At 36.0% G+C, this 22,974-nt stretch carries 20 protein-coding genes; 7 read left to right on the forward strand and 13 right to left on the reverse strand.

Going from position 1 to position 22,974, the window contains the following annotated elements:
- Window positions 1–2,073: a tetratricopeptide repeat-containing sensor histidine kinase gene (locus ACB104_RS08770; protein ID WP_370477972.1), complete on the reverse strand. Its 2,073-nt coding sequence runs from the start codon at window positions 2,071–2,073 to the stop codon at window positions 1–3.
- Between the two features lie 538 nt (window positions 2,074–2,611).
- On the opposite strand from ACB104_RS08770, the gene argS reads away from it, so the two are divergent.
- Window positions 2,612–4,402 carry an arginine--tRNA ligase gene (gene argS, locus ACB104_RS08775; RefSeq protein WP_370477973.1) on the forward strand — a complete coding sequence of 597 codons (1,791 nt, stop codon included), beginning with the start codon at window positions 2,612–2,614 and terminating at the stop codon, window positions 4,400–4,402.
- Window positions 4,403–4,446: 44 nt separating this feature from the next.
- Here the strand turns inward: argS and ACB104_RS08780 are convergent, their stop codons facing one another.
- The 4 genes from ACB104_RS08780 to ACB104_RS08795 form a co-directional block, all read right to left on the reverse strand.
- Window positions 4,447–6,756 carry a TonB-dependent receptor plug domain-containing protein gene (locus tag ACB104_RS08780; protein WP_370477975.1) on the reverse strand — a complete coding sequence of 770 codons (2,310 nt, stop codon included), beginning with the start codon at window positions 6,754–6,756 and terminating at the stop codon, window positions 4,447–4,449.
- Between the two features lie 37 nt (window positions 6,757–6,793).
- A complete protein-coding gene (locus ACB104_RS08785) occupies window positions 6,794–7,705 on the reverse strand; it encodes a FecR family protein (RefSeq protein ID WP_370477977.1) in 912 nt (303 codons plus the stop codon).
- An 85-nt stretch (window positions 7,706–7,790) separates the two neighbouring features.
- Window positions 7,791–8,585 (reverse strand): cation efflux transmembrane domain-containing protein, encoded by a 795-nt coding sequence (locus ACB104_RS08790; protein WP_370477978.1) that lies wholly within the window; start codon window positions 8,583–8,585, stop codon window positions 7,791–7,793.
- A 3-nt stretch (window positions 8,586–8,588) separates the two neighbouring features.
- On the reverse strand, window positions 8,589–9,104 hold the full coding sequence (locus tag ACB104_RS08795) for an RNA polymerase sigma factor (protein ID WP_370477980.1): 516 nt from the start codon (window positions 9,102–9,104) through the stop codon (window positions 8,589–8,591).
- 114 nt (window positions 9,105–9,218) lie between these two features.
- Here ACB104_RS08795 and ACB104_RS08800 point away from each other — a divergent pair, with 114 nt between their 5' ends.
- The 4 genes from ACB104_RS08800 to ACB104_RS08815 all read left to right on the forward strand — a co-directional run bounded on the left by ACB104_RS08800 (window position 9,219) and on the right by ACB104_RS08815 (window position 15,217).
- Entirely contained in the window at window positions 9,219–10,970 is a 1,752-nt protein-coding gene (locus ACB104_RS08800; protein ID WP_370477982.1) for a hypothetical protein, read from the forward strand.
- Between the two features lie 172 nt (window positions 10,971–11,142).
- Entirely contained in the window at window positions 11,143–12,471 is a 1,329-nt protein-coding gene (ffh, locus tag ACB104_RS08805; RefSeq protein WP_370477983.1) for a signal recognition particle protein, read from the forward strand.
- A 59-nt stretch (window positions 12,472–12,530) separates the two neighbouring features.
- Entirely contained in the window at window positions 12,531–13,415 is an 885-nt protein-coding gene (folD, locus tag ACB104_RS08810; protein ID WP_370477985.1) for a bifunctional methylenetetrahydrofolate dehydrogenase/methenyltetrahydrofolate cyclohydrolase FolD, read from the forward strand.
- Between the two features lie 71 nt (window positions 13,416–13,486).
- A complete protein-coding gene (locus ACB104_RS08815; protein ID WP_370477987.1) occupies window positions 13,487–15,217 on the forward strand; it encodes an alpha/beta hydrolase-fold protein in 1,731 nt (576 codons plus the stop codon).
- 57 nt (window positions 15,218–15,274) lie between these two features.
- On the opposite strand, the gene rluF is transcribed toward ACB104_RS08815, so the two are convergent.
- From rluF to ACB104_RS08845, 6 genes are read right to left on the reverse strand one after another with little or no spacing between them, the layout of a single operon-like run.
- The gene (rluF, locus tag ACB104_RS08820; RefSeq protein ID WP_370477988.1) at window positions 15,275–16,039 is read right to left on the reverse strand and encodes a 23S rRNA pseudouridine(2604) synthase RluF; all 765 of its coding nucleotides are present in this window, start codon (window positions 16,037–16,039) and stop codon (window positions 15,275–15,277) included.
- A gap of 20 nt (window positions 16,040–16,059) precedes the next feature.
- Window positions 16,060–16,881 carry an alpha/beta fold hydrolase gene (locus tag ACB104_RS08825; RefSeq protein ID WP_370477990.1) on the reverse strand — a complete coding sequence of 274 codons (822 nt, stop codon included), beginning with the start codon at window positions 16,879–16,881 and terminating at the stop codon, window positions 16,060–16,062.
- Window positions 16,881–17,249, reverse strand: a complete 369-nt coding sequence (locus ACB104_RS08830) for a cupin domain-containing protein (protein WP_370477992.1) — start codon at window positions 17,247–17,249, stop codon at window positions 16,881–16,883. The genes ACB104_RS08825 and ACB104_RS08830 overlap by 1 nt, the downstream gene beginning before the upstream one ends.
- A 39-nt stretch (window positions 17,250–17,288) precedes the next feature.
- Window positions 17,289–18,266, reverse strand: a complete 978-nt coding sequence (locus ACB104_RS08835; RefSeq protein WP_370477994.1) for a YitT family protein — start codon at window positions 18,264–18,266, stop codon at window positions 17,289–17,291.
- 11 nt (window positions 18,267–18,277) lie between these two features.
- The gene (locus ACB104_RS08840; protein WP_370477996.1) at window positions 18,278–18,835 is read right to left on the reverse strand and encodes a hypothetical protein; all 558 of its coding nucleotides are present in this window, start codon (window positions 18,833–18,835) and stop codon (window positions 18,278–18,280) included.
- Between the two features lie 46 nt (window positions 18,836–18,881).
- Window positions 18,882–20,420: a helicase HerA-like domain-containing protein gene (locus ACB104_RS08845; RefSeq protein WP_370477997.1), complete on the reverse strand. Its 1,539-nt coding sequence runs from the start codon at window positions 20,418–20,420 to the stop codon at window positions 18,882–18,884.
- 105 nt (window positions 20,421–20,525) lie between these two features.
- Here ACB104_RS08845 and ACB104_RS08850 point away from each other — a divergent pair, with 105 nt between their 5' ends.
- On the forward strand, window positions 20,526–21,155 hold the full coding sequence (locus ACB104_RS08850) for a 7-carboxy-7-deazaguanine synthase QueE (protein WP_370477999.1): 630 nt from the start codon (window positions 20,526–20,528) through the stop codon (window positions 21,153–21,155).
- 41 nt (window positions 21,156–21,196) lie between these two features.
- On the opposite strand, the gene ACB104_RS08855 is transcribed toward ACB104_RS08850, so the two are convergent.
- Window positions 21,197–21,724 carry a DUF2911 domain-containing protein gene (locus ACB104_RS08855; RefSeq protein WP_370478000.1) on the reverse strand — a complete coding sequence of 176 codons (528 nt, stop codon included), beginning with the start codon at window positions 21,722–21,724 and terminating at the stop codon, window positions 21,197–21,199.
- Between the two features lie 251 nt (window positions 21,725–21,975).
- Between ACB104_RS08855 and ACB104_RS08860 the strand changes: the two genes are divergently transcribed.
- A complete protein-coding gene (locus ACB104_RS08860) occupies window positions 21,976–22,302 on the forward strand; it encodes a DUF202 domain-containing protein (RefSeq protein ID WP_370478001.1) in 327 nt (108 codons plus the stop codon).
- Window positions 22,303–22,313: 11 nt separating this feature from the next.
- Here the strand turns inward: ACB104_RS08860 and ACB104_RS08865 are convergent, their stop codons facing one another.
- Window positions 22,314–22,973 carry an SDR family NAD(P)-dependent oxidoreductase gene (locus tag ACB104_RS08865; protein WP_370478003.1) on the reverse strand — a complete coding sequence of 220 codons (660 nt, stop codon included), beginning with the start codon at window positions 22,971–22,973 and terminating at the stop codon, window positions 22,314–22,316.
- Window position 22,974: the final 1 nt, after the last annotated feature.

Here is a 22,974-nt window from a genome sequence, read left to right on the forward strand (position 1 = left end):
CTATTCTGAAGGCCTTGATTTTGGTAACTGTACGTAAAAAGTACTTCCTACCCCTTGGGTGCTTTCCACCCAAATTCTGCCATTATTGAGTTCAATAAGCTCCTTACAAATGGATAAACCTAAGCCTGTGCCTTTTTCGTTATCGGTACCCATAGTGGTGAACGAGCTGTTTTTGAACAGCTTTTCCATATTTTGCTTAGAAATACCAACTCCAGTATCGGCAACACTTACAATGCAGCTGCCATTGCTTATATGGTTTGAAATGGTAATGGTATCGCCTCGTTTACAGAATTTTAAGGCATTGGCCAATAGATTTTGAATAACGATTTCAAACATACTTCTGTCAGCATAGGCAAAATCGCGTAAAGAATGATCTACCAGATTGATGCCCTTATTTTCCATTCGGGGCTCAATAAGTTTTACCTTATCCTCAAATACTTCTTGAATGTCAAACAAACTTGGTTTGGGCTCTAAGGATTGCATTTGCGACTTAGACCAATTTAATAAATTGAAAAGAAGAAGAGAGGCGTTATTTGCATTTTCACTCAATTCAGGAATCAAATTGTCAAATTCCTCTCTTGATATGGAGCCATCCCTTAGTAAATCTATAAAGCCATTTATTGAGGATAGTGAATCTTTTAAATCGTGTGATACAATGGAGAAGAGCTTATCTTTTACGTTATTTACGTTTTCAAGGTGTTTGGTTTGTTCTAAAAAGGCTTCGTTCTGCAGTTCAATTTTAATATTCTTCTCTTCAAGTTCTTGCATGTACTTAATATTGCTGTTACGCTTTAAGTATATTAAGATTAAAAAGGTTGAAACAATGGCTAATGCCGCCAATAGTCCATAGAATATTAATTTATATTTGCCTAACCTTCCATCAGATTTTGATGTTTCGGCTAACTCTTGTTGATTGTTGTTTGTTGTACCAACTGCGTCAGGTTCTGTCGCAATTGAGCCAAAATTAAAGCCTTCTAGTTCTGCAATGTTGTTATTAAAATTAGTCTTTTCACTCTTCAATTCGTTACTTAGCTCATAGTATTCCCGCTGCCAAATAAAAGCTTGGTCAAATTGTCTTCTTGTAGAATCAAGTGTTTTAAGCAATTTATAATGCTTTAACAATTCGTTTTTATTATTTAGATTTTTGGCTATTTCTCCTGCTTCCATGAGTTGCTTTTCAGCAGTACCTAAGCGGTCTTGCCTAATGTTCAAATCGCCTAAATTGTTTAATGTTAACAGCATACCTAATTTATCGTTGGTTTTTCTGTTAACATTGTAGCCTTGTATGAGGTATTTGGTGGCATTGCCATAATCGTTGAACTTCAAGTACTCGCCACCTAATTTTGGTAAAACTAGTCCTAGTACCGAATCATTTGTAGCCGCATTGCCATTTAAAACTTTTTGATAATAATCAATGGCTTTTCGGTGTTCTTTTCTATTCGAATACAGTTCGGCTAATTTTAAGTTAGATTCGTTTATACCCTTGGTGTCTTTTAAAAGTATTTGCTTTTCTAATGCTTTAAGGTAGAACTCAGTGGCTTTGTCGAAAGCATTGATGTTGTAGTAAGCTTTTGCCAAGTTACTATACGCCAGATTAAGCTCTTTGTTAAGGTCTCTTTTTTCCAATTCATTTATGGCCAAAAGAGAAAACTGTAAACCTTTAGTATAGTTGCCACGTTCTATTTCAATCAACCCAATGCTGTTGTTTACTTTTGCAACACCCAGCGTATCTTGTAATTTACTGAAAAGGTCTTTAGATTTATTGTACCCACTAATCGCATTTATGTAATCTCCTTTATGGGCATAAATAAGTGATTTGTAATAGGTAATTTCTGCAATGCCTTCCATGTAATTTAGGGTATGAGATAATTTTTCACTTTCAATAACGTACTTCAAGGCACGGTCGTAATCATTTATGTTATATAACGATTTTATAAGGTTTAGGGAAGTATCTACTTTTAAGGAGTCTTGATTTTGAAAAGCTAGCTTAATAGCCAAACTGTCTATATCATTGGTTTGTGCGAAACCAAGAGATAAATATAGTACCATCAAGAAAGTAATTATTCTCCTCATATAATAAGTTAAATCACAGCGGTAACAAAGCCATGCTTTCAAGGTATCTTAAATTTGAGGGAAAATAAGAAAGCTTTATTATGCTATAATTTTTATTAGTTAATTTTATCCAACCTAGATTGGACTAATAGCATTACCATACAAAAGTTGAAAAAAGTGATTTTATAATCTAATTTCTGCGTTTTAATACCAATAAATTAGTTGAAACGACAACAAAAAAAGACAAAAATCGACGAATAGATGAAAATCAAAAATCAGGAAAAAATGCAGCATTTGCCGACGAAATGCACACTTTTTCTTTTGTCGTTTCTTGTTGGTTTGTAACTAATTGAAAATGTGTCATTTAAAAAATTTTTAAATTTTCAAACCCAGAAAGTCTTTATTCTTAAATCAGTTAAAAAAAGGATGATTTAAATGGTACAATTCTAACCCAATTAAATGGTTTTATTGTGATAAACTTCTAAAAAATATCGACAAGAAATCCATTAAAAACTTGATCTAAAAATTCTATCTTTGCACACTTAATAAAACGAGTAGAATGGGCCTTCAAGAAACCTTATCAGATTTTGTGAAACAAGCTGTAAAATCAAGTTTCAATGTTATATTGGAATCTGTGGAATTTCAGGCTACCAGAAAAGAATTTGCAGGTGATATTACAGTTGTTGTTTTTCCCATGCTGCGTTTTATAAAAGGAAACCCAGTTCAGATTGGCGAAACCATTGGTAACTATTTGGTAGAAAATGCCCAGGATGTTAAGGCATTTAATGTGGTAAAAGGGTTTTTAAACATTGAGATAAGCGATTCATATTACCTCAATTTTTTCAATGGCATTAAGGATAATAAAACATTTGGATTTGTTCAGCCAAGTGCCAATGAAAAGGCCATAATGGTGGAGTATTCTTCACCAAATACCAACAAACCTTTGCATTTAGGGCATATTCGCAACAATTTGTTGGGCTATAGCGTTGCCGAAATTTTAAAGGCTTCAGGTAAAAAAGTATATAAAACCCAAATCATAAATGACCGTGGCATCCATATTTGTAAAAGTATGTTAGCTTGGAAACTTTACGGGAATGGTGAAACACCTGAAAGTACTGGTTTAAAAGGTGATAAATTGGTTGGGAATTATTATATAAAGTTCGACCAAGAATATAAAAAGGAAATCCAAAGTTTGCAATCTGTAGGACGTTCTGAGGAAGAAGCTAAAAAAAATGCTCCAATTTTATTGGAAGCCCAAGACATGCTTCGCAAATGGGAAGCTGGCGATAAAGAAACAGTTGCCCTTTGGGGAAAAATGAATGGTTGGGTGTATGATGGCTTTAATGAAACTTACAAAAATTTAGGTGTTGATTTTGATACGTTGTACTACGAAAGTAATACCTATTTGTTGGGAAAGGAATTTGTTGCCGAAGGTTTAAAAACAGGTGTGTTTTACAAAAGAGAAGATGGTTCGGTTTGGTGTGATTTAACTGAGGATGGTCTTGATGAAAAAATAGTGCAACGTGCCGATGGTACAGCAGTTTATATGACTCAAGATATTGGTACGGCTATACAACGAGTAAAGGATTTTCCAGATGTTGGCGGTATGGTTTACACCGTTGGTAACGAACAGGATTACCATTTTCAGGTGTTGTTTTTAATTTTGAAGAAACTAGGTTTTGATTGGGCTAAAAACTTATATCATTTAAGTTATGGTATGGTGGATTTACCCAGTGGAAAAATGAAAAGCCGTGAAGGAACGGTGGTTGATGCCGACGATTTAATTGAAGACATGGCCAAAACGGCAGAAGAAATTTCAGAAGAATTAGGGAAATTGGATGGCTATTCTGAAGAGGAAAAACAGGAACTTTACAAAATCATAGGTTTGGGTGCGTTAAAATATTACATCTTAAAAGTAGATCCTAAAAAGCGCATTTTGTTCGACCCAAAAGAATCCATTGATTTTCAAGGAAACACAGGGCCTTTTATACAATATACCTACGCGCGGATACAATCTATTTTAAGAAAATCTGAATTAAATATAGCTGTCGCCCATCGCGCAGTTGAAGGGTCTATTGAATTACACCCAAAAGAAAAAGAACTTGTAAAACAAATACAATTGTTCCCAGAAGTGGTTCAAAATGCGGCCGAAAACCATAGTCCCGCATTAATTGCTAATTATGTCTATGATTTGGTTAAGGAATTCAATTCTTTCTACCAAAATGTGTCTATTTTAGGAGCAGATTCCGAAACAGAAAAAATATTTAGGGTACAGCTTTCAAAAACTGTAGCGAACACCATTAAAAACTGTTTTGGGCTTTTGGGTATTAAAGTGCCCGAACGGATGTAGGGTTTGGGAAGTTCGTTTTTTTCTCACAAAGTCAACAGCAAAAACTAAAACCTCACCCTAAAACAAACATTAGGTGTAATACCCAAGGACTCATTTTCAACCTTATTCACCATATTTTCGTTATCAAGTGTGTAGTAGGTGTTGATGATGTTCCTTTTATTGAGCACATTCCAAACGGATGTACCAATAGTGGCATGGGCAGTATCGGAAAGATTAAAGCTATAAGTGGCCGAACAGTCTGCACGCAAGTAATCATCTAAATTGGTGCTATTTGGGCTGGCATAGGTAATAACGTCATCATTTGGGTCATCATCAATACTGGGATCTGTATTTGGTTTTCCGGAGTGCCAGTTTAGCCCCATGGCAAGTTTGATGTTGTTATTGGTGTATGTTCCAGCAAAGGTTATGGCGTGTGTAATATCAACGTTGTTGGGGAAGGCTTCACCATTGTTCAAATTATCAAATTTGTAATTGTTCGTGCTATAGGAGTAGGAAATCCAGCTACTAATAATATCACTAAATTGATTGTTCAGAAGCACATCAACACCTTTAATTTCGTATCTGCCAATGGCGTTTACAAACTGAAATTGGTTTTGGAAACCCTGACTTCGGGTGGTTATGCCGTCAACTTTTTTAATGTAGGTTTCGGCACTAACCAATAATTTGTTTTTGTTGAAATGAATCCCCGTTGAAAGTTGTTTGCTCTTTATCACTGGAATGGGGTAAATAGTTTGGTTGCCATTAAGAATAACCTCGGTATTGTTGTTTGAGAGCACCCATCTACGTTTCTCAATACCCAAAAAGTCATTTTGCAAATCTATAATTTGCGATGTAGTCTGACTTTTAAATTCACCCAAAACTTCAAATCTAAAATTGCTTAAAAAACGTTGACTAAAACTCAATCTGGGTTCGGCCAAAATCATATTGAATTTGCTGATGTAGTTTAAACGGCCACCCAAGTTTAGCCGTGTTTTTGCATTATCTGATAAAAATTGACTTTCTGCATAAATGGCGTGTGTTCTTAAAACTTCCTTTACATAGCTTCTAAAGTTGGGGTTGTTAACGTCTTCTAGATTACTAATGCCAACCTCGGTAAATTGATAACCGCTATTTAAAGTGAAATTTTGATTGGCAGTGTAGTTAATGTCCAGTTTCGCCGAGCCATCATATACCTCATTTTCTTGGATGAGGCGTTGATTGTTTAGAATATCGAAATTTGTGGCATCCAAGTCGTAGTTGGACACATAAATTTGCGATGTGGTTGAGAGTTTGTCGTTCCAATCTCTAGTATAGGTCAGTCCTAAAGCTAAATTGTTCTGCACTAATTTGCTATTTAAAGCCTCGCTTTGGTCATTTATCGTAGATTGTTCATCATAGTTCAAATTGTTGTTCACATTTAAAAAATGAAAGCGAAGATGGTCTTTTTTAGAAATATCATAGAGGAATTTGGCCGTGATATCATAAAAATAAAACGATTCGTTTTGCGAAATAAAATCGTCGCTTTGTTTTGCTGCATTAAAGTCTGAATCCTGAAAAATGCGCTTAAAATATTGGTCGTATGTTGCCGTGTTTATCCAATCAGTAATGGAACGTCGTGTAGATAGTTGCAGCTCGGTTTTATTTGTCAGCGGAATTTTAGTAAAACCATCACCATTAATTAAGTTGAAACCTATTCCGGTGTCAAATTCTTGGTCAATATTATCGGGTAATTGCATGTCGATAATACTCGAAATACCGTCACCGTACTTCGCCCGAGTGCCATTTTTATAAACGTTTATGCGTCTGGTAATGTAGGGGTTAAAGGCAGAAATGAGCCCGAAAAAGTGTCCGGATTGGTACATTTTTATGCCGTCCCAAAGCAATAGGTTTTGGTCATGCGTACCACCGCGAACATTAATGTTCGAAACCGTTTCATCGGCACTTAAAACGCCTGGAATAGCTTGTATAGTTTGCAGAACATCAGGTTCAATCAAACCCGGTAGAATTCCAAAAGTTTGTGGTTTTATGGTAAGCGACCCATCATTTAATTTTGTGATACCTGTTGTAAGGTAATTGGTTACAACCACCTCTTTAAGTTTTTGCCTTATAAAATTTGATTGGCTTTCTTTTTGTGTTTTAATGGCGATGAACCTATTGTCCAAAATTTCAAAGTCCAGTTCGGTTTCAATTTTAAGGAATTCCAAAGCTTCTTCCAAAGAAAAACCTAAAGGTGGCATGAGCGCTTCTTTGCCTTCTATGGTTTCATCAACATAAGAAAAGCTTACGTCAAATCGCTTTGAAAGCACTTTTAAAATGGCAATAAGCGGTTGCTTTTCTTCCTGAATGGTCTGGGCCTTTAACGTGGCAACATTCAAAAAAATTAAGGAAAAAATAATAGAAAGAATATAGCTTCTATTCACGCTTTAATGTGATAGTATTGTTGGTTTTACTATAGGTTACATGTAAAGGTAAGGTAATTGATTTTAAAGCAACATCAATATCGTCGTGTGTAAAACTACCTGTGAACAATTGGGTGGAATCTATGCCCAATAAAGTAATATCAACATTGTATTGTCTTTCAAATTCGGCAATAACAACTTTGTAAGGTAAGCTTTTAAATGTACTGGCGTTATTTAACCACGAAGGCATGGTGAGGTGCTCTTTTTCTTTAGCAATTGTTTTCCCATCAATAATTAAAAAACTGTCTCCAGGTTTTAATTTTGTTTCTTGAGAATTGTAGGTTACCCCAACAAGTCCTTCGTAGCAAATAACCTCAAAATAATTGTCCCGATGTTTCACATTAAATTGAGTTCCGTAAACCGTAACGGTTCCAGATGTTGTGTTTACCTTAAATGATGATCCTTTGGCAACATTAAAAAAGGCTTCTCCTTGAAGTTCAACTTCACGGTCATGTTTCCAGTCCTTTTTATTATACACCAAAATGGATTTAGCATTGAGGGAAACACTAGATGCATCAGGTAATTCTATGGTTGTTTTTTGAGCATATTCGGTAGAAATGGTCGTATCTAAAGTTGTGGTGTAATAGTACAAACCAAAACAAATGGCCAAAATAGCGGCCACGCGCATGAGTGGTTTAAACCAATGTGTTTTGGTTTGTTTTTTGCTTTTAATAAAAGATAATACGTTTTCCAGTTCTTTAGAAGTATCGTAATTATCTACTTTAAAAGCCTGCAAACTAGTATCTAACTTCACTAAATCATCATAATCCTCAAGGTTTTTAAAAGCCTTAAGTTCTTGATCATTTAGGTTGTTGTCCAACCATTTCGATATGAGTTCTTCTCTATTCATCATTTGCTTATTCAACTATATAACAGTTAAGTTTTATTTTTTCCTACCCTACCTTTAAAAAATTTTTTGCCCTTTAAAAAATTGAGGCAAGATTTAGGGGTTATTTCCCGAGTTTTAAAATGCGCATAGCCCCTTGAATGACCAAAACAAATACAATGGTTCCAATAATTAAATCAGGTTTGTTGGAATTGAGCCAATTAACTAAAAGCCCAGCGCAAATAACACCTAAATTTATTATAATATCGTTTGAAGTGAAAATCATGCTGGCTTTCATATGTGCTTCTTTTTTACTCTTGGATTTTTGCAATAGATAAAGGCAAATACCATTTGCTAACAGGGCAAAAATGGAAACGATAATCATGGTAGAAAAGTTTGGGAGTTTTTCTGTTCCAATAAACCGCCTCAAAACCTCCAAAAAGCCGATAACAGCTAAGGTTATTTGAAAATATCCTGCAAGTTTTGCTATTTGTTTTTTTCTTGATAGGGTTCTGCCGACTGCCAAAAGACTAAGTCCATAAACAAAAGAATCGGCCAACATATCTAGACTATCGGCAACTAACCCCATGGATTTGGAGAAAATTCCGGTAACCATTTCTAAAACAAAAAACAGAAAATTAATGCCTAAAACGGTCCAAAGTAGTTTTCTTTGATTTGAGTTTTCAGCAAAATTGATTTCTTCGGTTTGTTCTGTCTTTATTTTTTTATCACCTAATTTAAGCTCACCCAATAATTTTTCAATTTGTTCAATCCCACCAGTATGATAAATGGTCAATTTTCTGTTGGGAATATCAAATAGCATATTTTTAATACCTGAAACTCCCTGCAATTTCATCCGGATTAAGTTCTCCTCCGAAGGACAATCCATTTTGGTGATTTCAAACAATGTTTTTTCCACTTTTTATAGTTCCTTAATGTCCTGCCTTAATTTTTCCAAAGCACCATAAATACGTTTTTCCACGGCTTTGGTAGAAATATCCAAAAGTTCTGCTATTTCTTTAAAGCGTTTACCTTCAACGCGGTTCATCATAAAAGCTTCGCGTTGGGCTTCGGTTAAATTGCTCAATGCTTTTTGCAGTTTGTCATTATATTCAGCTTGCTGCATTAAAAATTCGGGGCTTTCGTTGGTGCTCATTTTTGGTTTGGTTTTCTGATGCTTTAAAACCACTTTTTGGTGGGCAGCTTCGTTGAGCATTAAATTATTGGCCGTGGTAAACACAAAACTCTTGGCTTTATTGGGTGTTATTTTTGCACAGTTTTCCCAGAGTTTAATGAAAGCTTCCTGCACTTTATCTTTTGGGTTAAGTAAATCGCCGAACTTATAGTAAAGGAAATTGTGTAAGTCTTTTGAATATTTATTGAATATGGAAGAAAATAAATGTTCTTCACAAATATTTTCATGCAGCTGTTTCCCCATGGTTATTGGTAGTTGGTGCCACTAAAATAAAAAAAATGCAAATACAGGGTAGGAATTTTTAAAGTTATCCTGTTTTATAATAAAAAAGCTATGTTTAACCCAAAATCATTTACCATGAAAACTAACATTAAAACGTTATTATTAATACCTTTTTTTGCCCTTTTATTGTTCACTTCTTGTCAACAGGAAGAAGTAGATATTACTCCTGTTGACGAAAGTGAAGGCCTAGCCCCCGATTCTGAATTGACTACCTTAATGTTCTCCACTTCTATAATGGACGGATCTGCCGACAATATCATTGACGGTGCCAGTTGTCTATCTGTTGAACTGCCGGTTACCGTTATTGTGAACGGACTTGAAATTATTATCAACTCTACAGAAGATTTTCACGTTATTGAAGCTATTTTCAAAGAATTTGACGATGATGTAGATCGATGTGATATCGTGTTCCCTATTACCATTATTTTATCCAATCACGAGGAAATTGTTATCGAAAATCGTGCTGCCCTAGATGAATTAATTAAAGAGTGTAGAGGTGAAAATGAACCAGATGATGATATTGAATGTATCGATTTTCAGTACCCTATTTCATTTTCGGTATTCAATAAGGAGTTTCAAATTATTGATGTTGTTCAAATAGAAAACGACAGACAGTTGTACCGTTTCATCAAACGTGTAAAAAATGCAGAAGTTATTGCAAGTATTAATTTCCCCATCACCCTTGAATATGCTGATGGAACAACGGTAGAAGTTCATAGTAACCAAGAATTGGCCGCAACCATTAGAGAAGCCAAAGATGCCTGTGATGAAGATGATGATAATGATTATGGAGATGATGATTTCACTAAAGAGCGTTTAGATGAATATTTAAAACTATGTCCATGGGTTGTCTGGGAATACCAAAGAGATAACCAAGACAATACCGCTGAATTTAAAGAGTATGCCCTAAACTTTAAAGAAGATGGTGTGGTTGTTATGCGCGCCAGAGGTGGTGATATTTTAACAGGTACTTGGAGCACACGTGTTACTGATAGAGGAGCTTTATTAAAAATGGAGTTTGAAAATCTGGCGGACTTTACTCTAGAGTGGATTGTTTACGACATTGAGTATGGAAAAATCAAACTTTATGAAGAAGGTGGTAACAGAATCATCATGAAGAAAAATTGTGATGTGGTTATTGATATTACAAAAGAACGTATCGAAAACTTCTTGCAAGCATGTATGTGGCGTGTAGCTCGCCTAAATGTTGACGGTGTTGATAATGTATCAGACTACATTGGTACGCCATTAAAATTCTATGCAAACAATGTTGTAAAACTTAGAGTAAACGGCGAGTTAGTTGAAGGTACTTATGAAATAGGTATAAGAAACATTGGGTTCATTTTGCAAATCACTTTGGACGGAAGGCCTAATTTACAACTCGAGTGGTTAATCACTTTCTTGCAAGAAGATTTGATTAAATTGGAAAATCTAAACAATCAAATGATACTTGAAAGACATTGCCCAGACGGTGATGGTGATTTAAACTACATTGATGATGTATTAACAAACGGATTGTGGGAAGTTGCTGCATATCATGTTGCCGGTAATAACAACCCAGAGCCTTTCTTCATGTACACTTTAGATTTTAGAATATCAGGTAGAGTAGTAGTTACCGATCCTAATAATGGTACTTTTGGTGGTGCTTGGTTGTCTTACAGAAAAGAAGGCTTAAACCTAGGATTATATTTTGGTGACAATGAACCATTCAATCAGTTAAACCACAGATGGAAAATAAAGGAGATTTTGCCAAACAGAATTGAATTAAAAGATTTAAACGCCAGTGGCGAGATAGAAAGAATTTTGGTGTTGGAAAAGAAAGTTTAATTAGTTAAAAAGGGTACTTGCCTCATTCGGTTGGTTAGGCTAATTAGTTAAGTGTCCTTTTATAAAGGCTGTCAAAATTTGGCAGCTTTTTTTATATGCACATTGTGTTATGTTTCTTGCCATAATACGCTTCAAATCATTAAATTTGCAACTCTTAAAATGAAGAAGAATTATGTTCAATAATTTAAGCGATAAATTAGATAAGGCCTTACACGTTTTAAAAGGGCATGGAAGCATTACGGAAGTAAACGTTGCCGAAACCTTAAAAGAAGTACGTCGCGCATTACTTGATGCCGATGTTAACTTTAAAATTGCTAAGGATTTTACCAATAAGGTTAAAGAAAAGGCATTGGGTCAAAATGTATTGACCACACTTCAGCCTGGGCAGTTAATGGTTAAAATCGTTAAAGACGAGTTAACTGAACTTATGGGTGGTGATGCCGAAGGTATAAACCTGTCGGGCAACCCGAGTGTTATTTTAATGTCAGGTTTACAGGGTTCTGGTAAAACAACATTTTCTGGTAAGCTTGCTAATTATCTAAAAAATAAAAAGACTAAAAAACCATTACTAGTGGCGTGCGATGTATATCGTCCTGCTGCGATAGATCAGTTACATGTTGTTGGAGATCAAATTGGTGTTGAGGTATTTAGCGATAAAGGGAATAATGATCCCGTTGCTATTTCGCAAGCGGCCATTGCCCATGCAAAAGCTAACGGATTTAATGTTGTAATAATAGATACCGCTGGTCGATTGGCTGTTGATGAGGCAATGATGACCGAAATATCAAATATCCACAAAGCTATCCAGCCTCAAGAAACCTTGTTTGTTGTTGATTCCATGACGGGTCAAGATGCAGTTAATACAGCAAAAGCTTTCAACGATATCTTGAATTTTAATGGGGTTATCCTGACCAAATTAGATGGTGATACGCGAGGTGGTGCGGCCATTTCCATTAAATCTGTTGTTAATAAACCCATCAAATTTATTGGTACGGGCGAGAAGATGGAAGCTATTGATGTGTTCTATCCATCACGTATGGCCGATCGTATTTTGGGCATGGGTGATGTGGTATCTTTGGTTGAACGTGCCCAAGAACAGTTTGATGAGCAGGAAGCTAGAAAACTTCAAAAGAAAATTGCCAAGAACCAATTTGGGTTTGACGATTTCTTAAAGCAAATCCAGCAAATCAAAAAAATGGGGAATATGAAAGACCTTATGGGTATGATTCCCGGTGCTGGAAAAATGCTAAAAGATGTTGATATTGATGATGATGCTTTTAAAGGTATTGAGGCCATCATTCATTCCATGACTCCAGAAGAACGCTCTAACCCTTCAATAATTAATGGTAGTAGAAAAAAGCGAATAGGTAAAGGTTCAGGTACTTCAGTACAAGAGGTGAACCAGCTTTTAAAGCAATTTAACCAAATGAGCAAAATGATGAAGATGATGCAAGGCGGTGGGGGTAAAAAGATGATGCAAATGATGAAAAACATGCGCTAATTTTAATAATTATAAGTTTATTTCCATAGGCTAATACCAAGTTCTAAAATCTACAATACATGACCATTCTAGACGGAAAAAAAGTAAGTAACGACATTAAAGAGGAAATTGCAGAACATGTAAAGGCAATGGTTTCCAAAGGTGAAAAAGTGCCTCATCTGGCTGCAATTTTAGTGGGATCTGACGGCGCAAGTATGACTTATGTGAGCGCTAAGGTAAAGGCATGTGAGCGTATTGGCTTTAATTCTACACTTATAGAATTACCAGAATATACTTCTGAAGAAGAATTACTCGATAAAATTAATGAGTTAAATACCAATGACAATATTGATGGTTTTATAGTTCAATTGCCTTTGCCCGAACAAATTGATGAGCAAAAGGTGCTAATGGCTGTAGATCCAGATAAGGATGTAGACGGTTTTCACCCTGTGAATGTTGGAAGAATGGCTTTGGATTTGCCAACTTTTTTGCCTGCTACACCCTTTGGAATTCTTGAATTGTTGGAGCGTTATCAGGTTGAGACTTCTGGTAAAAATGTTGTCGTTATGGGCAGGAGCCATATTGTTGGTCGCCCTATTAGTATTTTAATGAGTCAAAAGCGTAAGGCAGGTGATGCCACGGTCACTGTTGTACACAGTCGTTCAAAAAATCTAAAGGAAATTACCAAAGAAGCCGATATAATTGTTGCTGCCATTGGGATTTCTGAATTCTTAACAGGAGATATGGTGAAAGAGGACGTCGTTATTATCGACGTGGGCATTACCCGAGTACCAGACCAAACCAAAAAGAATGGATACCGATTGGCAGGAGATGTGGAATTTGAAAGCGTTAGCAAAAAAGCAAGTTACATTACGCCGGTACCGGGTGGTGTTGGACCAATGACGATTGCTATGCTCCTAAAAAACACACTCTTGGCCAGAGAACGCAAAAGCCATCGAGACTAGGGTTATTTCTTTTTTTAGAATAGTTTTTTTATCTATTATAATTAACTATCTTTTTAAAAATTTCTGTTCCTATGAAATCTTTAAAATGTATACTGTTAATTGTAAGTTTCTCTTTTTTTAGTTGTAAGTCCGATACTAAATCCAAACTCACATTCAATGTTAGCTTATCAGACAGTTTATCAAGTCAAAAATACGATGGTAGGCTGCTGTTAATTATTGCTGACAATGATGCTTCAGAACCCCGTTTTCAGGTAAGCGAAGGATTAAACGCGCAACCAATTTTTGGGTTGAATGTTGAGGAATGGAATGGAAATCATTCCTATAATTTTGATGATTCAGTATTTGGTTTTCCCTACAAACAATTATCTCAATTAAAGCCAGGAGAGTATTATGTTCAAGCTGTGTTGAATAAATATGAAACGTTTAATTTGTCCACTGGTCAACAAGTAAAGTTGCCTATGGATAATGGCGAAGGACAGAAATGGAATATTTCTCCAGAAAATTTATACAGTGAACCAGTTAAAATAACGGTTTTAGATACTGAAAATCAATCTTTTGATATTGTTTTAAATAAAGTTATTCCCAAAATAGAAGAACCTGAGGATACGGATTGGATAAAGCATATAAAGATAAAATCTGAACTGCTTTCAAAGTTTTGGGGGCGTGATATGTATTTAGGTGCTCATGTTCTTTTACCAAAAGGCTTTAATGAGCATCCTGAGGCTAAATATCCGTTAATGATTTTTCATGGTCATTTTCCATCAGATTTTGGAGGGTTTAGAACCGTTCCCCCGGATAAAAATTTAGAGCCTGACTATTCTGAAAGATTCCATGTTAATGGTTATAATAAGATTCAACAACAAGAGGCCTATGATTTTTATAAGAGATGGAATGAACCTAATTTCCCAAGGTTTTTGATTATTGAAATACAGCACCCTACACCTTATTATGATGATTCCTATGCGGTGAACTCGGCTAGTCAAGGGCCTTTTGGTGACGCCATCACCTATGAACTCATCCCTTATATTGAAAAGATGTTTAGAGGTCAGGGCCAAGGGTGGTCGCGCTTTTTGTACGGAGGCTCAACAGGCGGTTGGGAAGCTTTGGCAGTTCAGGTTAAATATCCAGACGAGTACAATGGCTGTTTTGCAGCTTGCCCAGACCCTATAGATTTTAGGGCTTATTGCTTAACAAACATCTATGAAGATGAAAATGCCTATTATGCTAAAAGTAAACACAAGACTATGGAAGTTCCAGGGCATAGAGATTATTTAGGCAAAGTATCAGCAACCGTTAAAGACTATAATCACATGGAATTGGTGTTGGGAGATAAATCTAGGTCTGGTGGACAATACGATATTTGGGAAGCTACCTATTCACCACAGGGAGAAGACGGTTACCCTAAAAGAATTTGGGATAAAATGTCTGGTGAAATAGACCATGAAGTTGCGCAATATTGGAAAGACAATCATGATTTAAGATATATCTTAGAACGTGATTGGTCTAAATTGGGAGATAAATTAAAAGGTAAAATTCATATCTATTGTGGAGATATGGATAATTACTATTTAAATAATGCCGTGTATCTCATGGAAGATTTTTTAGAAAGTACCACAGATCCCTATTATGAAGGTGAAGTTGATTATGGAGATAGGGCTGAACATTGCTGGAATGGGGATCAAGAAAATCCAAACCATATTTCAAGATTGCGCTATAATAGTATGTACGTGCCAAAAATTATGAAGCGTATTTTAGAATCTGCCCCTCCTGATGCTGATTTAACCAGTTGGCGTTATAAATAATTTGTAATCAGTATTTTGTATGGCAGCCTTATTCAGAGAGTATCTGCTCTTTAAAGATTATTTATGCTTTCGTCTTTCTTTTTGAGGCTTATATTCTTTTGAGGAGTTGGAGATATGTTCACTTAGAATTTTGAATTCATCCTCGGTCAGTTCTCTATATTGGCCTATAGGAAAATCAAGCTTAATGTTCATTATTCTCACCCGTTTCAGGGTTTGTACTTCGTAGTTCAAATAGTCGCACATGCGCCTGATTTGACGATTTAAGCCTTGGGTCAAAATAATTTTGAATTTATAGGTCCCAAGTTTTTCAACCTTGCATTTTTTTGTGGTTTTTTTCAAATCTTCAAGATAAATTCCACCGGCCATTCGTTCAATAAAGGTTTGCGAAATGGGTTTGTCAACAGTAACGATGTATTCCTTTTCGTGATTATTACTAGCACGCAAAATTTTGTTTACAATATCACCATCGTCAGTAAGAAGAATTAAGCCTTCACTAGGTTTATCCAATCTCCCAATAGGGAAAATGCGTTTTGGATAATTTATATAATCAATAATGTTGTCTTTTTCAACTGAAGTATCTGTAGTACATACGATACCTATGGGCTTGTTGAAGGCCAAATAGACAAATTCCTCTTTAGTGTTTTTTATTTCCTTACCATCAACAGCAACCACATCGTTTGGCGCAATTTTGGTTCCCATTTCTGGGACAACGCCATTTATAGTAACCCTACCGGCATCAATAAGTTTGTCGGCTTCTCGCCTAGAGCAATAGCCAACTTCACTTAAATATTTGTTGATTCGTTTTAATTCGGTTTCTGCCATGGCTCAAAAATACAATAAACTTAAGCGTTTAAAAAGTCTAAAATATGTTGGTAGACTTTTTCAGATCGTAACCTGTGGCCATATCCGTTGGTTTTAACCAATTCAGAATTTTTGTAAACACGTTTAATATCCAAAGCTTCCCTAAAGGAAATAATTTGGTCTTTTTTATCGTGAATAATGAGGCCTTTTGCATTAATGTTACTATAGAAATTTTCAACGCAATAATATTCTGGTAAATGGCCAAAATATTTCAAATAATAACGGTTCATGGCCTCTGCAACTCTGTGGTTATACCCCATCATCGTTGTATAGTTTTTTACTGAAATGCCTAGATTTGAAGGGGCTCCCAATAAAACTAACTTTTCAATGGACGGAAGATTGTGCGTTTCTTGGGCAATAACAATGGCTGTTCCTCCAACCGAATGCCCAACAACAATTTCAGGCTTATATTGATTTATAACCACGTCTAGGCACTTGGCATATAGTGGTGCATTGAATATTTTGCTTCCTGAAGCTCCATGTGCTGGGGCATCAATAGAAATGATATTGTAGTCGTCTTGTTTTAAAAGTTCAATGAAGTTTTTCCATCTAAATGAATTACTATCCCAACCATGCACCAATAAAACAGTTTTGTGGTTGCCTTTCCATTGGTAAGTTTTTACCTGAAAGCCATCACATGTTACATCCATTTGTTCAGCTGAGCTTAAATATTGAATGCCTTCTTCGTTTAACTTGGCATTTCGAGGGGTAGAAAAGATTTTAATGGCAAGTTTGGCGGCTAAGTCTGATGAAAAATAACTTAAGGCGTTAATGGCCGACCCTACAATTTTTATTTGGTTCATTAACCTTCTCTGTTTACTAAATCCATAGAAAATGCAGGTGCGCAAATGGCAATATATTCACAAACTTCGGTAAATGGATTGGAATATTGAACCCTAGTGTTCCTTTCAATTTTAATGGATTGTCCTTCTTCTAAAACAACGGTCTCACCTTCAATGATAAATTGTTTTTTCCCTTTAATGACAAAGGTGTATTCGTCAAATTCTGGGGTTTGAAAGGGTTCGCTCCATCCTGCAGGAGCTTTCATATGGGCAATACTGATTTTTGAATTCCCGTCCGTGGCCAAGCCAAAATGTTCTTTAATGATTTTTCCATCTGTTGTAGGAACAACAAACGGAGCATTTTGTATGGTGTATTTTTTTTTTGTCAAGATATTCTTTTTTTATCGTCAATCGTCAATCGTCAATCGTCAATGATCTTTCATGGGTTTTCTTTTTATCATGCCACCCTTTAAATCTTTAACTATGCCCATAATGATAAACGCTTTTTTGTCAATTTTGTCAATCTCTGTTTGCAGCCTTGGGAGTTCCAATCGAGTTACTACGGTATAAATGATGTCTTTGTCATAACTTTTTCCATGGCTGCCAAATCCACCCTTTCCCGCATAAATAGTACAAGCTCTACGTAACTTTTCAATTAACATAACCCTAATCTCTTCATGGTTATTTGATATGATTGTTACGCCAACATATTCCTCAACGCCATCAACAACAAAATCGACTGTTTTGGCGGCGGCCAAATAGGTTAAAATGGCATAGAGCGCTGTTTCAATAGATAAAATATAAGCGCCCGCCGAAAATATTATAATATTGATGATTAAAAGGACATCTCCAATGGTAAGTGATAGTTTCCTGCTTAAAAATATGGCCAAAACCTCGGTGCCATCTATAACGCTTCCGCCACGCATGGACATTCCTATTCCTGAACCTAAAAAGAACCCACCAAAAACAGCGATTAGCAGTTTGTCGTCTGTTATTGTTGGGTACTCTACAAAATGAACAACAACGGCCAAAAGGGCAATAGCAGCTATACTTTTTAAAGCAAATTTGCTTCCAATGGTTCTATAAGCCAAAATTAGAAAAGGCAGGTTAACCACTAACAGCAAAAGGCCCAATTCTAACGAAGTAATGTTTTCCAGTAATAATGAAATACCAGTTGCTCCACCATCTATAAATTTGTTAGGTAATAAGAATCCTTTTAAGCCAAAGCCCGCTGAAAAAACCCCAATAACAATAAAAATATACTCCTTAACGGCATGTGCGAGCTCCACTTGAAACCTTCTCACCAAAGGCACTATTTGTTTTTTGCTCACGGGCTCTCCAGCTTGTTTTTTTTCAAGCCTTTTACGTGCGGCATCAACTAATAGTTTGGCTAAAAATGGATTCATTTAAAAGTTTTTCAATTATTCCAATTTATAAAAAAGTATTTAATTTTTGCATTATCAGGAATGTGAGTGGCTTCAAATTTTAAATCCATATCAAACCTTAAATTGGCTGGTAGTTCTTTTTTGTCTATGGTAAAACTAGCGTTTATGCCATCAATGGCAACAACTACAGAATTAATCAAATTACTGATTTTAGATATTTTGTAGCTGTCCTTTATGTCCTTAAAGGTGCTTAATGTACTAATGTTTTTTTTAGTTTTAAAACGTTCATCAAGAATACGGACACTTCTAATGGTTGAGGTAGAATCCAAAGCATGTTTGGGTGTTAGCGTCAAACGCTTTTTACCTCCTTTTTCAAAAATTTCAATAGTATTGGTGCTCCCAGCAAATTCATCGCCGCTAATAAATTTAGAGATGGAGTCTGCAGCAAAAATGGTTTTTAAGTCTTTAACTTGGGTAGAATCAGTTAAAAAGCCAATATGTTGTTTCCCAATTTCAAAAGGGTTTTGTTCTTTTTTGCAGCTAGCGAATAAAATGATTATCGCCATTGAGCCTAAAATAGATAAGCGCATAAAATGGATTTAGGTTTGTTAAATTGTTTAAATGTTGGTTGCCGACTTATTTTTTCATCACTTTGGTTAAGATACCAAAAACACTTCTAATAAAGGTGGCACTGGTCAAAACTTTAATCACTGGATTCATTCTTGTGCTTCTTCGAGTTGAAGAAGTTCTTTTGTTAGATTCCGCTTTCTTCAATGCCTCTTTTTCTTGTCTAGCCTTTTCTTGGGCCTCTTCAGCCTCGGCGCGTTCTATTTTATCGTTCAGCATTTCATAGGCACTTTCCCGATCGACAGTTTCGTTGTATTTTTTTACCAGTTTGGATTTTGAAAGGAGTTGGCCCAACTCTGCATCGGTCAATACATCCATTCTGCTCATTGGGGCACGCATCATGGTTGCGGCCAGTGGGGTGGGGCGACCTTTTTCATCCAAAGCGGAAACTAAAGCCTCGCCAATACCCAATGAGGTTAAAACATCGGTGGTGTCGTAATAATCTGAATCTGGATAATTTTGGGCAGTTAGCTTAATGGCCTTTCTGTCTTTAGCGGTAAATGCCCTAAGAGCGTGTTGTATTTTTAAACCTAACTGACTTAAAACGGCTTCTGGTACATCGGTTGGGTTTTGGGTGACAAAATACAGACCAACTCCTTTACTTCTAATGAGTTTTACAATGCTTTCAATTTGATTTAACAATGCTTTTGAAGCTTCGTCAAAAATTAGATGGGCTTCATCAATAAATAAGATGAGCTCTGGCCTATCAGCATCGCCTTGCTCAGGGAATGTAGAATAAATTTCAGCCAACAAGCTTAACATAAAGGTTGAAAATAGTTTAGGGCGATCCTGTATATCGGTCAACCTAATGATGTTAATGTATCCACGTCCATTTTCATCAACGCGAATCAAATCTTGAACATCAAAAGAGGTTTCGCCAAAAAATAAATCGGCACCTTGCTGTTCCAACTCTACAATTTTTCTTAAAATGGCACCTGTTGAGGCTGTGGAAATTCTACCATAAGCATCGTCGAATTCTTTTTTACCTTCATAGGTGGCGTATTGCAATATTTTTTTGAAATCCTTTAAATCTAAAAGAGGCAGTTTATTGTCATCACAATATTGAAAAATAACGGCAACAACACCAGATTGGGCTTCACTTAAATCTAAAATCCGTGATAGCAAAACCGGGCCAAATTCACTTATGGTGGCCCTTAACCTCACGCCATCTTGTTCCGAGAGGGTTAATATTTCAACAGGAAACGATTTGGCTTCAAAAGGCAAGCCTATTTTTTCGTGGCGTTCGTCAATTTTTGGATGTCCCGGGCTTGGCTGTGCCAAACCGCTCAAGTCGCCTTTTATGTCCATCAACAATACGGGAATGCCCCTATCACTTAAATTTTCAGCTAAAACCTGCAACGATTTTGTTTTTCCTGTACCCGTTGCACCAGCAATCAGCCCATGGCGGTTCATGGTTTTTAAAGGGATTTTTACATGTGCCCCAGTAATGGTTTCATCATCCAAGATAGCGGATCCAACAGGTATAAAATCGCCTTTTGTTGCATTGCCCTCGGTGATGTATTTAAAAAATTCCTCTGTTTTACCCATACGCGTAATTTTTTATAAAAATAGATAATCTATGTGAAATCAAATAAAAACTAGGCATATAAAACGTATTACAATTAAATAACAATGGTTTATCTTTGCACACTTATGAATTTACAGATACAAGAATTGGTAAACAAAGGCGAAATGTTGCCGCTTATGGAAGAGTTTTACACTATACAGGGTGAAGGATTCCATAAAGGCACAGCGGCCTATTTTGTTAGGATTGGCGGTTGCGATGTGGGCTGCCATTGGTGCGATGTTAAAGAAAGTTGGAATGCCGAATTGCACCCACCTACAGAAACGTCTAAAATTGTTGAAAACGCCAAAAAATATAGTGATACCATCGTAGTAACAGGTGGTGAGCCTTTAACTTGGGATATGACCATGTTGACCGCAAAGCTAAAGGCCGAGGGCATGCAGATTCATATCGAAACTTCAGGCGCTTATAAATTAACAGGTACTTGGGACTGGATTTGCTTATCTCCAAAAAAGATGAAGTTGCCCACAGAGGAAATTTATAGTAAGGCCGATGAACTTAAAATGATTATTTATAACAAAGACGATTTTCGTTTTGCTGAAGAACAGGCCGTCAAAGTAAACAAAAACTGTATTTTGTATATGCAGCCCGAATGGAGCAAACGTGACAAGATTATTCCTGAAATTGTGGATTACGTGATGAAATACCCCAAGTGGAAAGTGTCGTTGCAAACCCACAAGTATTTAAATATACCTTAACAAAAAAGAGACTTGAAATTTCAAGTCTCTTTTTGTTTGTGCTATTGGCTTACTGGAATGGCAACCCTTGTTGTCCCCCAAGCCAAATGCATGGCATTGTCATTAAAGGCTATGGAAAAGGCCTCAATGGGTTCACCTTGGCTAACTGGCGCAGTAGTTCTTAACACGTCATTGCTTTCAGAATAGCCGTAGGCTCCCCAAACATCAGTGTCCTTACTTAAAATTATAGTCCATTCGGTTTCGCCGGGAATGGTATATAGAGAGTAAGTGCCTGCCTTTACTTCCTTCCCTCCAAATTTAGTGTCCTTATAAAACTTAATTTCGGTGGCCTCATTTGCTCCGGTTCTCCAAACTTTTCCTGTTGGAGCTAAGGTACTCATATCTCTGCCGTTAAGTTGCGGACGGCTGTAAATAACTTTTATCATGGGCGGGGCATTGCGGTCTGTTTTATAATAGGCAATGTCTAGCGGACTTTTATCAAGTTTTGTAAACTTTTGGGCATTGGCCTGAATTGAAAATACTAAGGTAAATGCTAAAACAATCAATGGGATAAGCGCTGGCTTTTTCATATTTTTTTGAATTATTAGTTTAAGTTTTAAAGTTAATGGTTAATTGTCTTAAAATAACGTTAAAGCTGTATGCAAGTGTTAAATTTTGCTTTTTGGCGTTTTTTTTATCGATTTTAAGGATTGTTTCTTAAAATCCTAATGAAAAGGCCTTGATGTAAAGTAGAAGGTATATTCCCTGAAAAATTGTGTATTTTTATGGGTAAACTTTAAAAGTACACCTTCTGATGAAAGCACCGGTAAAGTTGAAAAAAATGAGACTTCTACATTTTGGGCGCGACTTTAAACCCGACCAAGAAGTTATTTTAAGAGATTATTTGGCTATAGAGCGTACCCGTTTGGCCAACGAACGCACTTTGCTGTCTTACATCAGGTCTTCACTGTATTTGCTTTTGGGAAGTATTGCGCTTTTTCAAATAAAAACTTACCCTGATTTTCAGTATTTAGCGGTTACGGCTTTGGTGTTTAGCATTGTGTTTTTTGCTATTGGGGTGTACCGGTTCACCCTATTAAAGCGAAGTTTAAAAAAGCTCTACTACATGTCTGAGGTCATTGAAAATGAAGGTAAAAAGAATAGCTAATTTTTGCGTTTTTACCAATCTCTAATTTTCCCTCGATGCCAAAAATGACCACTTTCAGGATTGCTACTTAATAAATTTCTAATATCTTTTGCCACATCTGTTGGTTTTCTTGAGGCATTATTTCCGCCCATATCTGTTTGCGTCCATCCCGGGTCAAAAGAAGAAACAATGATATTTTGTTTTTCAAGTCTTTTTGCCAGTAGTTTTGTGTACATATTTAATGCAGACTTAGACATTTTATAGTGTGGTTGAAATTCATCAAAATTCTTTTCGCTGAACGAACCCCAATCGGAAGTAATATTGATAATTTGTCCGTTATCATTAAAATTAGAAATTAGCTTTTCAGTAAGCTCAATAGTTCCGAATAGATTCACATTAAATGTCTGTCTTAAGTGGTCTATGTTTATTGCAGATTCATTCCAGTTTTCTAATAAAATACCAGCATTATTAACAAGAAAATCAATTTTTGTATTTCCAAACATATTAATGAAGTCGGTTATCGATTCACTTTCAGAAAGATTTAGTCTATAACATTCAAAGTTTGGTTTTGAAATGGAACAATTACCCGAAGTTGAGGTGCCAATAATTTTTATGTCATCATCATTAGTCAGTAAGTCAACCGTGGCCAATCCAATGCCCCTGCTACATCCAGTTATTATTCCAGTTTTCATT

Source organism: Tamlana flava (genome assembly GCF_041287255.1).
GTDB lineage: Bacteria > Bacteroidota > Bacteroidia > Flavobacteriales > Flavobacteriaceae > Tamlana > Tamlana flava.

What these genes read in the sequence shown, in the direction of transcription:
- ACB104_RS08770 (WP_370477972.1), bottom strand. Translation starts at nt 2,073, where the DNA reads ATGAGGAGAATAATTACTTTCTTGATGGTACTATATTTATCTCTTGGT.
- argS (WP_370477973.1), top strand. Translation starts at nt 2,612, where the DNA reads ATGGGCCTTCAAGAAACCTTATCAGATTTTGTGAAACAAGCTGTAAAA.
- ACB104_RS08795 (WP_370477980.1), bottom strand. Translation starts at nt 9,104, where the DNA reads ATGGGGAAACAGCTGCATGAAAATATTTGTGAAGAACATTTATTTTCT.
- ACB104_RS08800 (WP_370477982.1), top strand. Translation starts at nt 9,219, where the DNA reads ATGAAAACTAACATTAAAACGTTATTATTAATACCTTTTTTTGCCCTT.
- ffh (WP_370477983.1), top strand. Translation starts at nt 11,143, where the DNA reads ATGTTCAATAATTTAAGCGATAAATTAGATAAGGCCTTACACGTTTTA.
- folD (WP_370477985.1), top strand. Translation starts at nt 12,531, where the DNA reads ATGACCATTCTAGACGGAAAAAAAGTAAGTAACGACATTAAAGAGGAA.
- ACB104_RS08815 (WP_370477987.1), top strand. Translation starts at nt 13,487, where the DNA reads ATGAAATCTTTAAAATGTATACTGTTAATTGTAAGTTTCTCTTTTTTT.
- rluF (WP_370477988.1), bottom strand. Translation starts at nt 16,039, where the DNA reads ATGGCAGAAACCGAATTAAAACGAATCAACAAATATTTAAGTGAAGTT.
- ACB104_RS08825 (WP_370477990.1), bottom strand. Translation starts at nt 16,881, where the DNA reads ATGAACCAAATAAAAATTGTAGGGTCGGCCATTAACGCCTTAAGTTAT.
- ACB104_RS08835 (WP_370477994.1), bottom strand. Translation starts at nt 18,266, where the DNA reads ATGAATCCATTTTTAGCCAAACTATTAGTTGATGCCGCACGTAAAAGG.
- ACB104_RS08840 (WP_370477996.1), bottom strand. Translation starts at nt 18,835, where the DNA reads ATGCGCTTATCTATTTTAGGCTCAATGGCGATAATCATTTTATTCGCT.
- ACB104_RS08845 (WP_370477997.1), bottom strand. Translation starts at nt 20,420, where the DNA reads ATGGGTAAAACAGAGGAATTTTTTAAATACATCACCGAGGGCAATGCA.
- ACB104_RS08850 (WP_370477999.1), top strand. Translation starts at nt 20,526, where the DNA reads ATGAATTTACAGATACAAGAATTGGTAAACAAAGGCGAAATGTTGCCG.
- ACB104_RS08855 (WP_370478000.1), bottom strand. Translation starts at nt 21,724, where the DNA reads ATGAAAAAGCCAGCGCTTATCCCATTGATTGTTTTAGCATTTACCTTA.
- ACB104_RS08860 (WP_370478001.1), top strand. Translation starts at nt 21,976, where the DNA reads ATGAGACTTCTACATTTTGGGCGCGACTTTAAACCCGACCAAGAAGTT.
- ACB104_RS08865 (WP_370478003.1), bottom strand. Translation starts at nt 22,973, where the DNA reads ATGAAAACTGGAATAATAACTGGATGTAGCAGGGGCATTGGATTGGCC.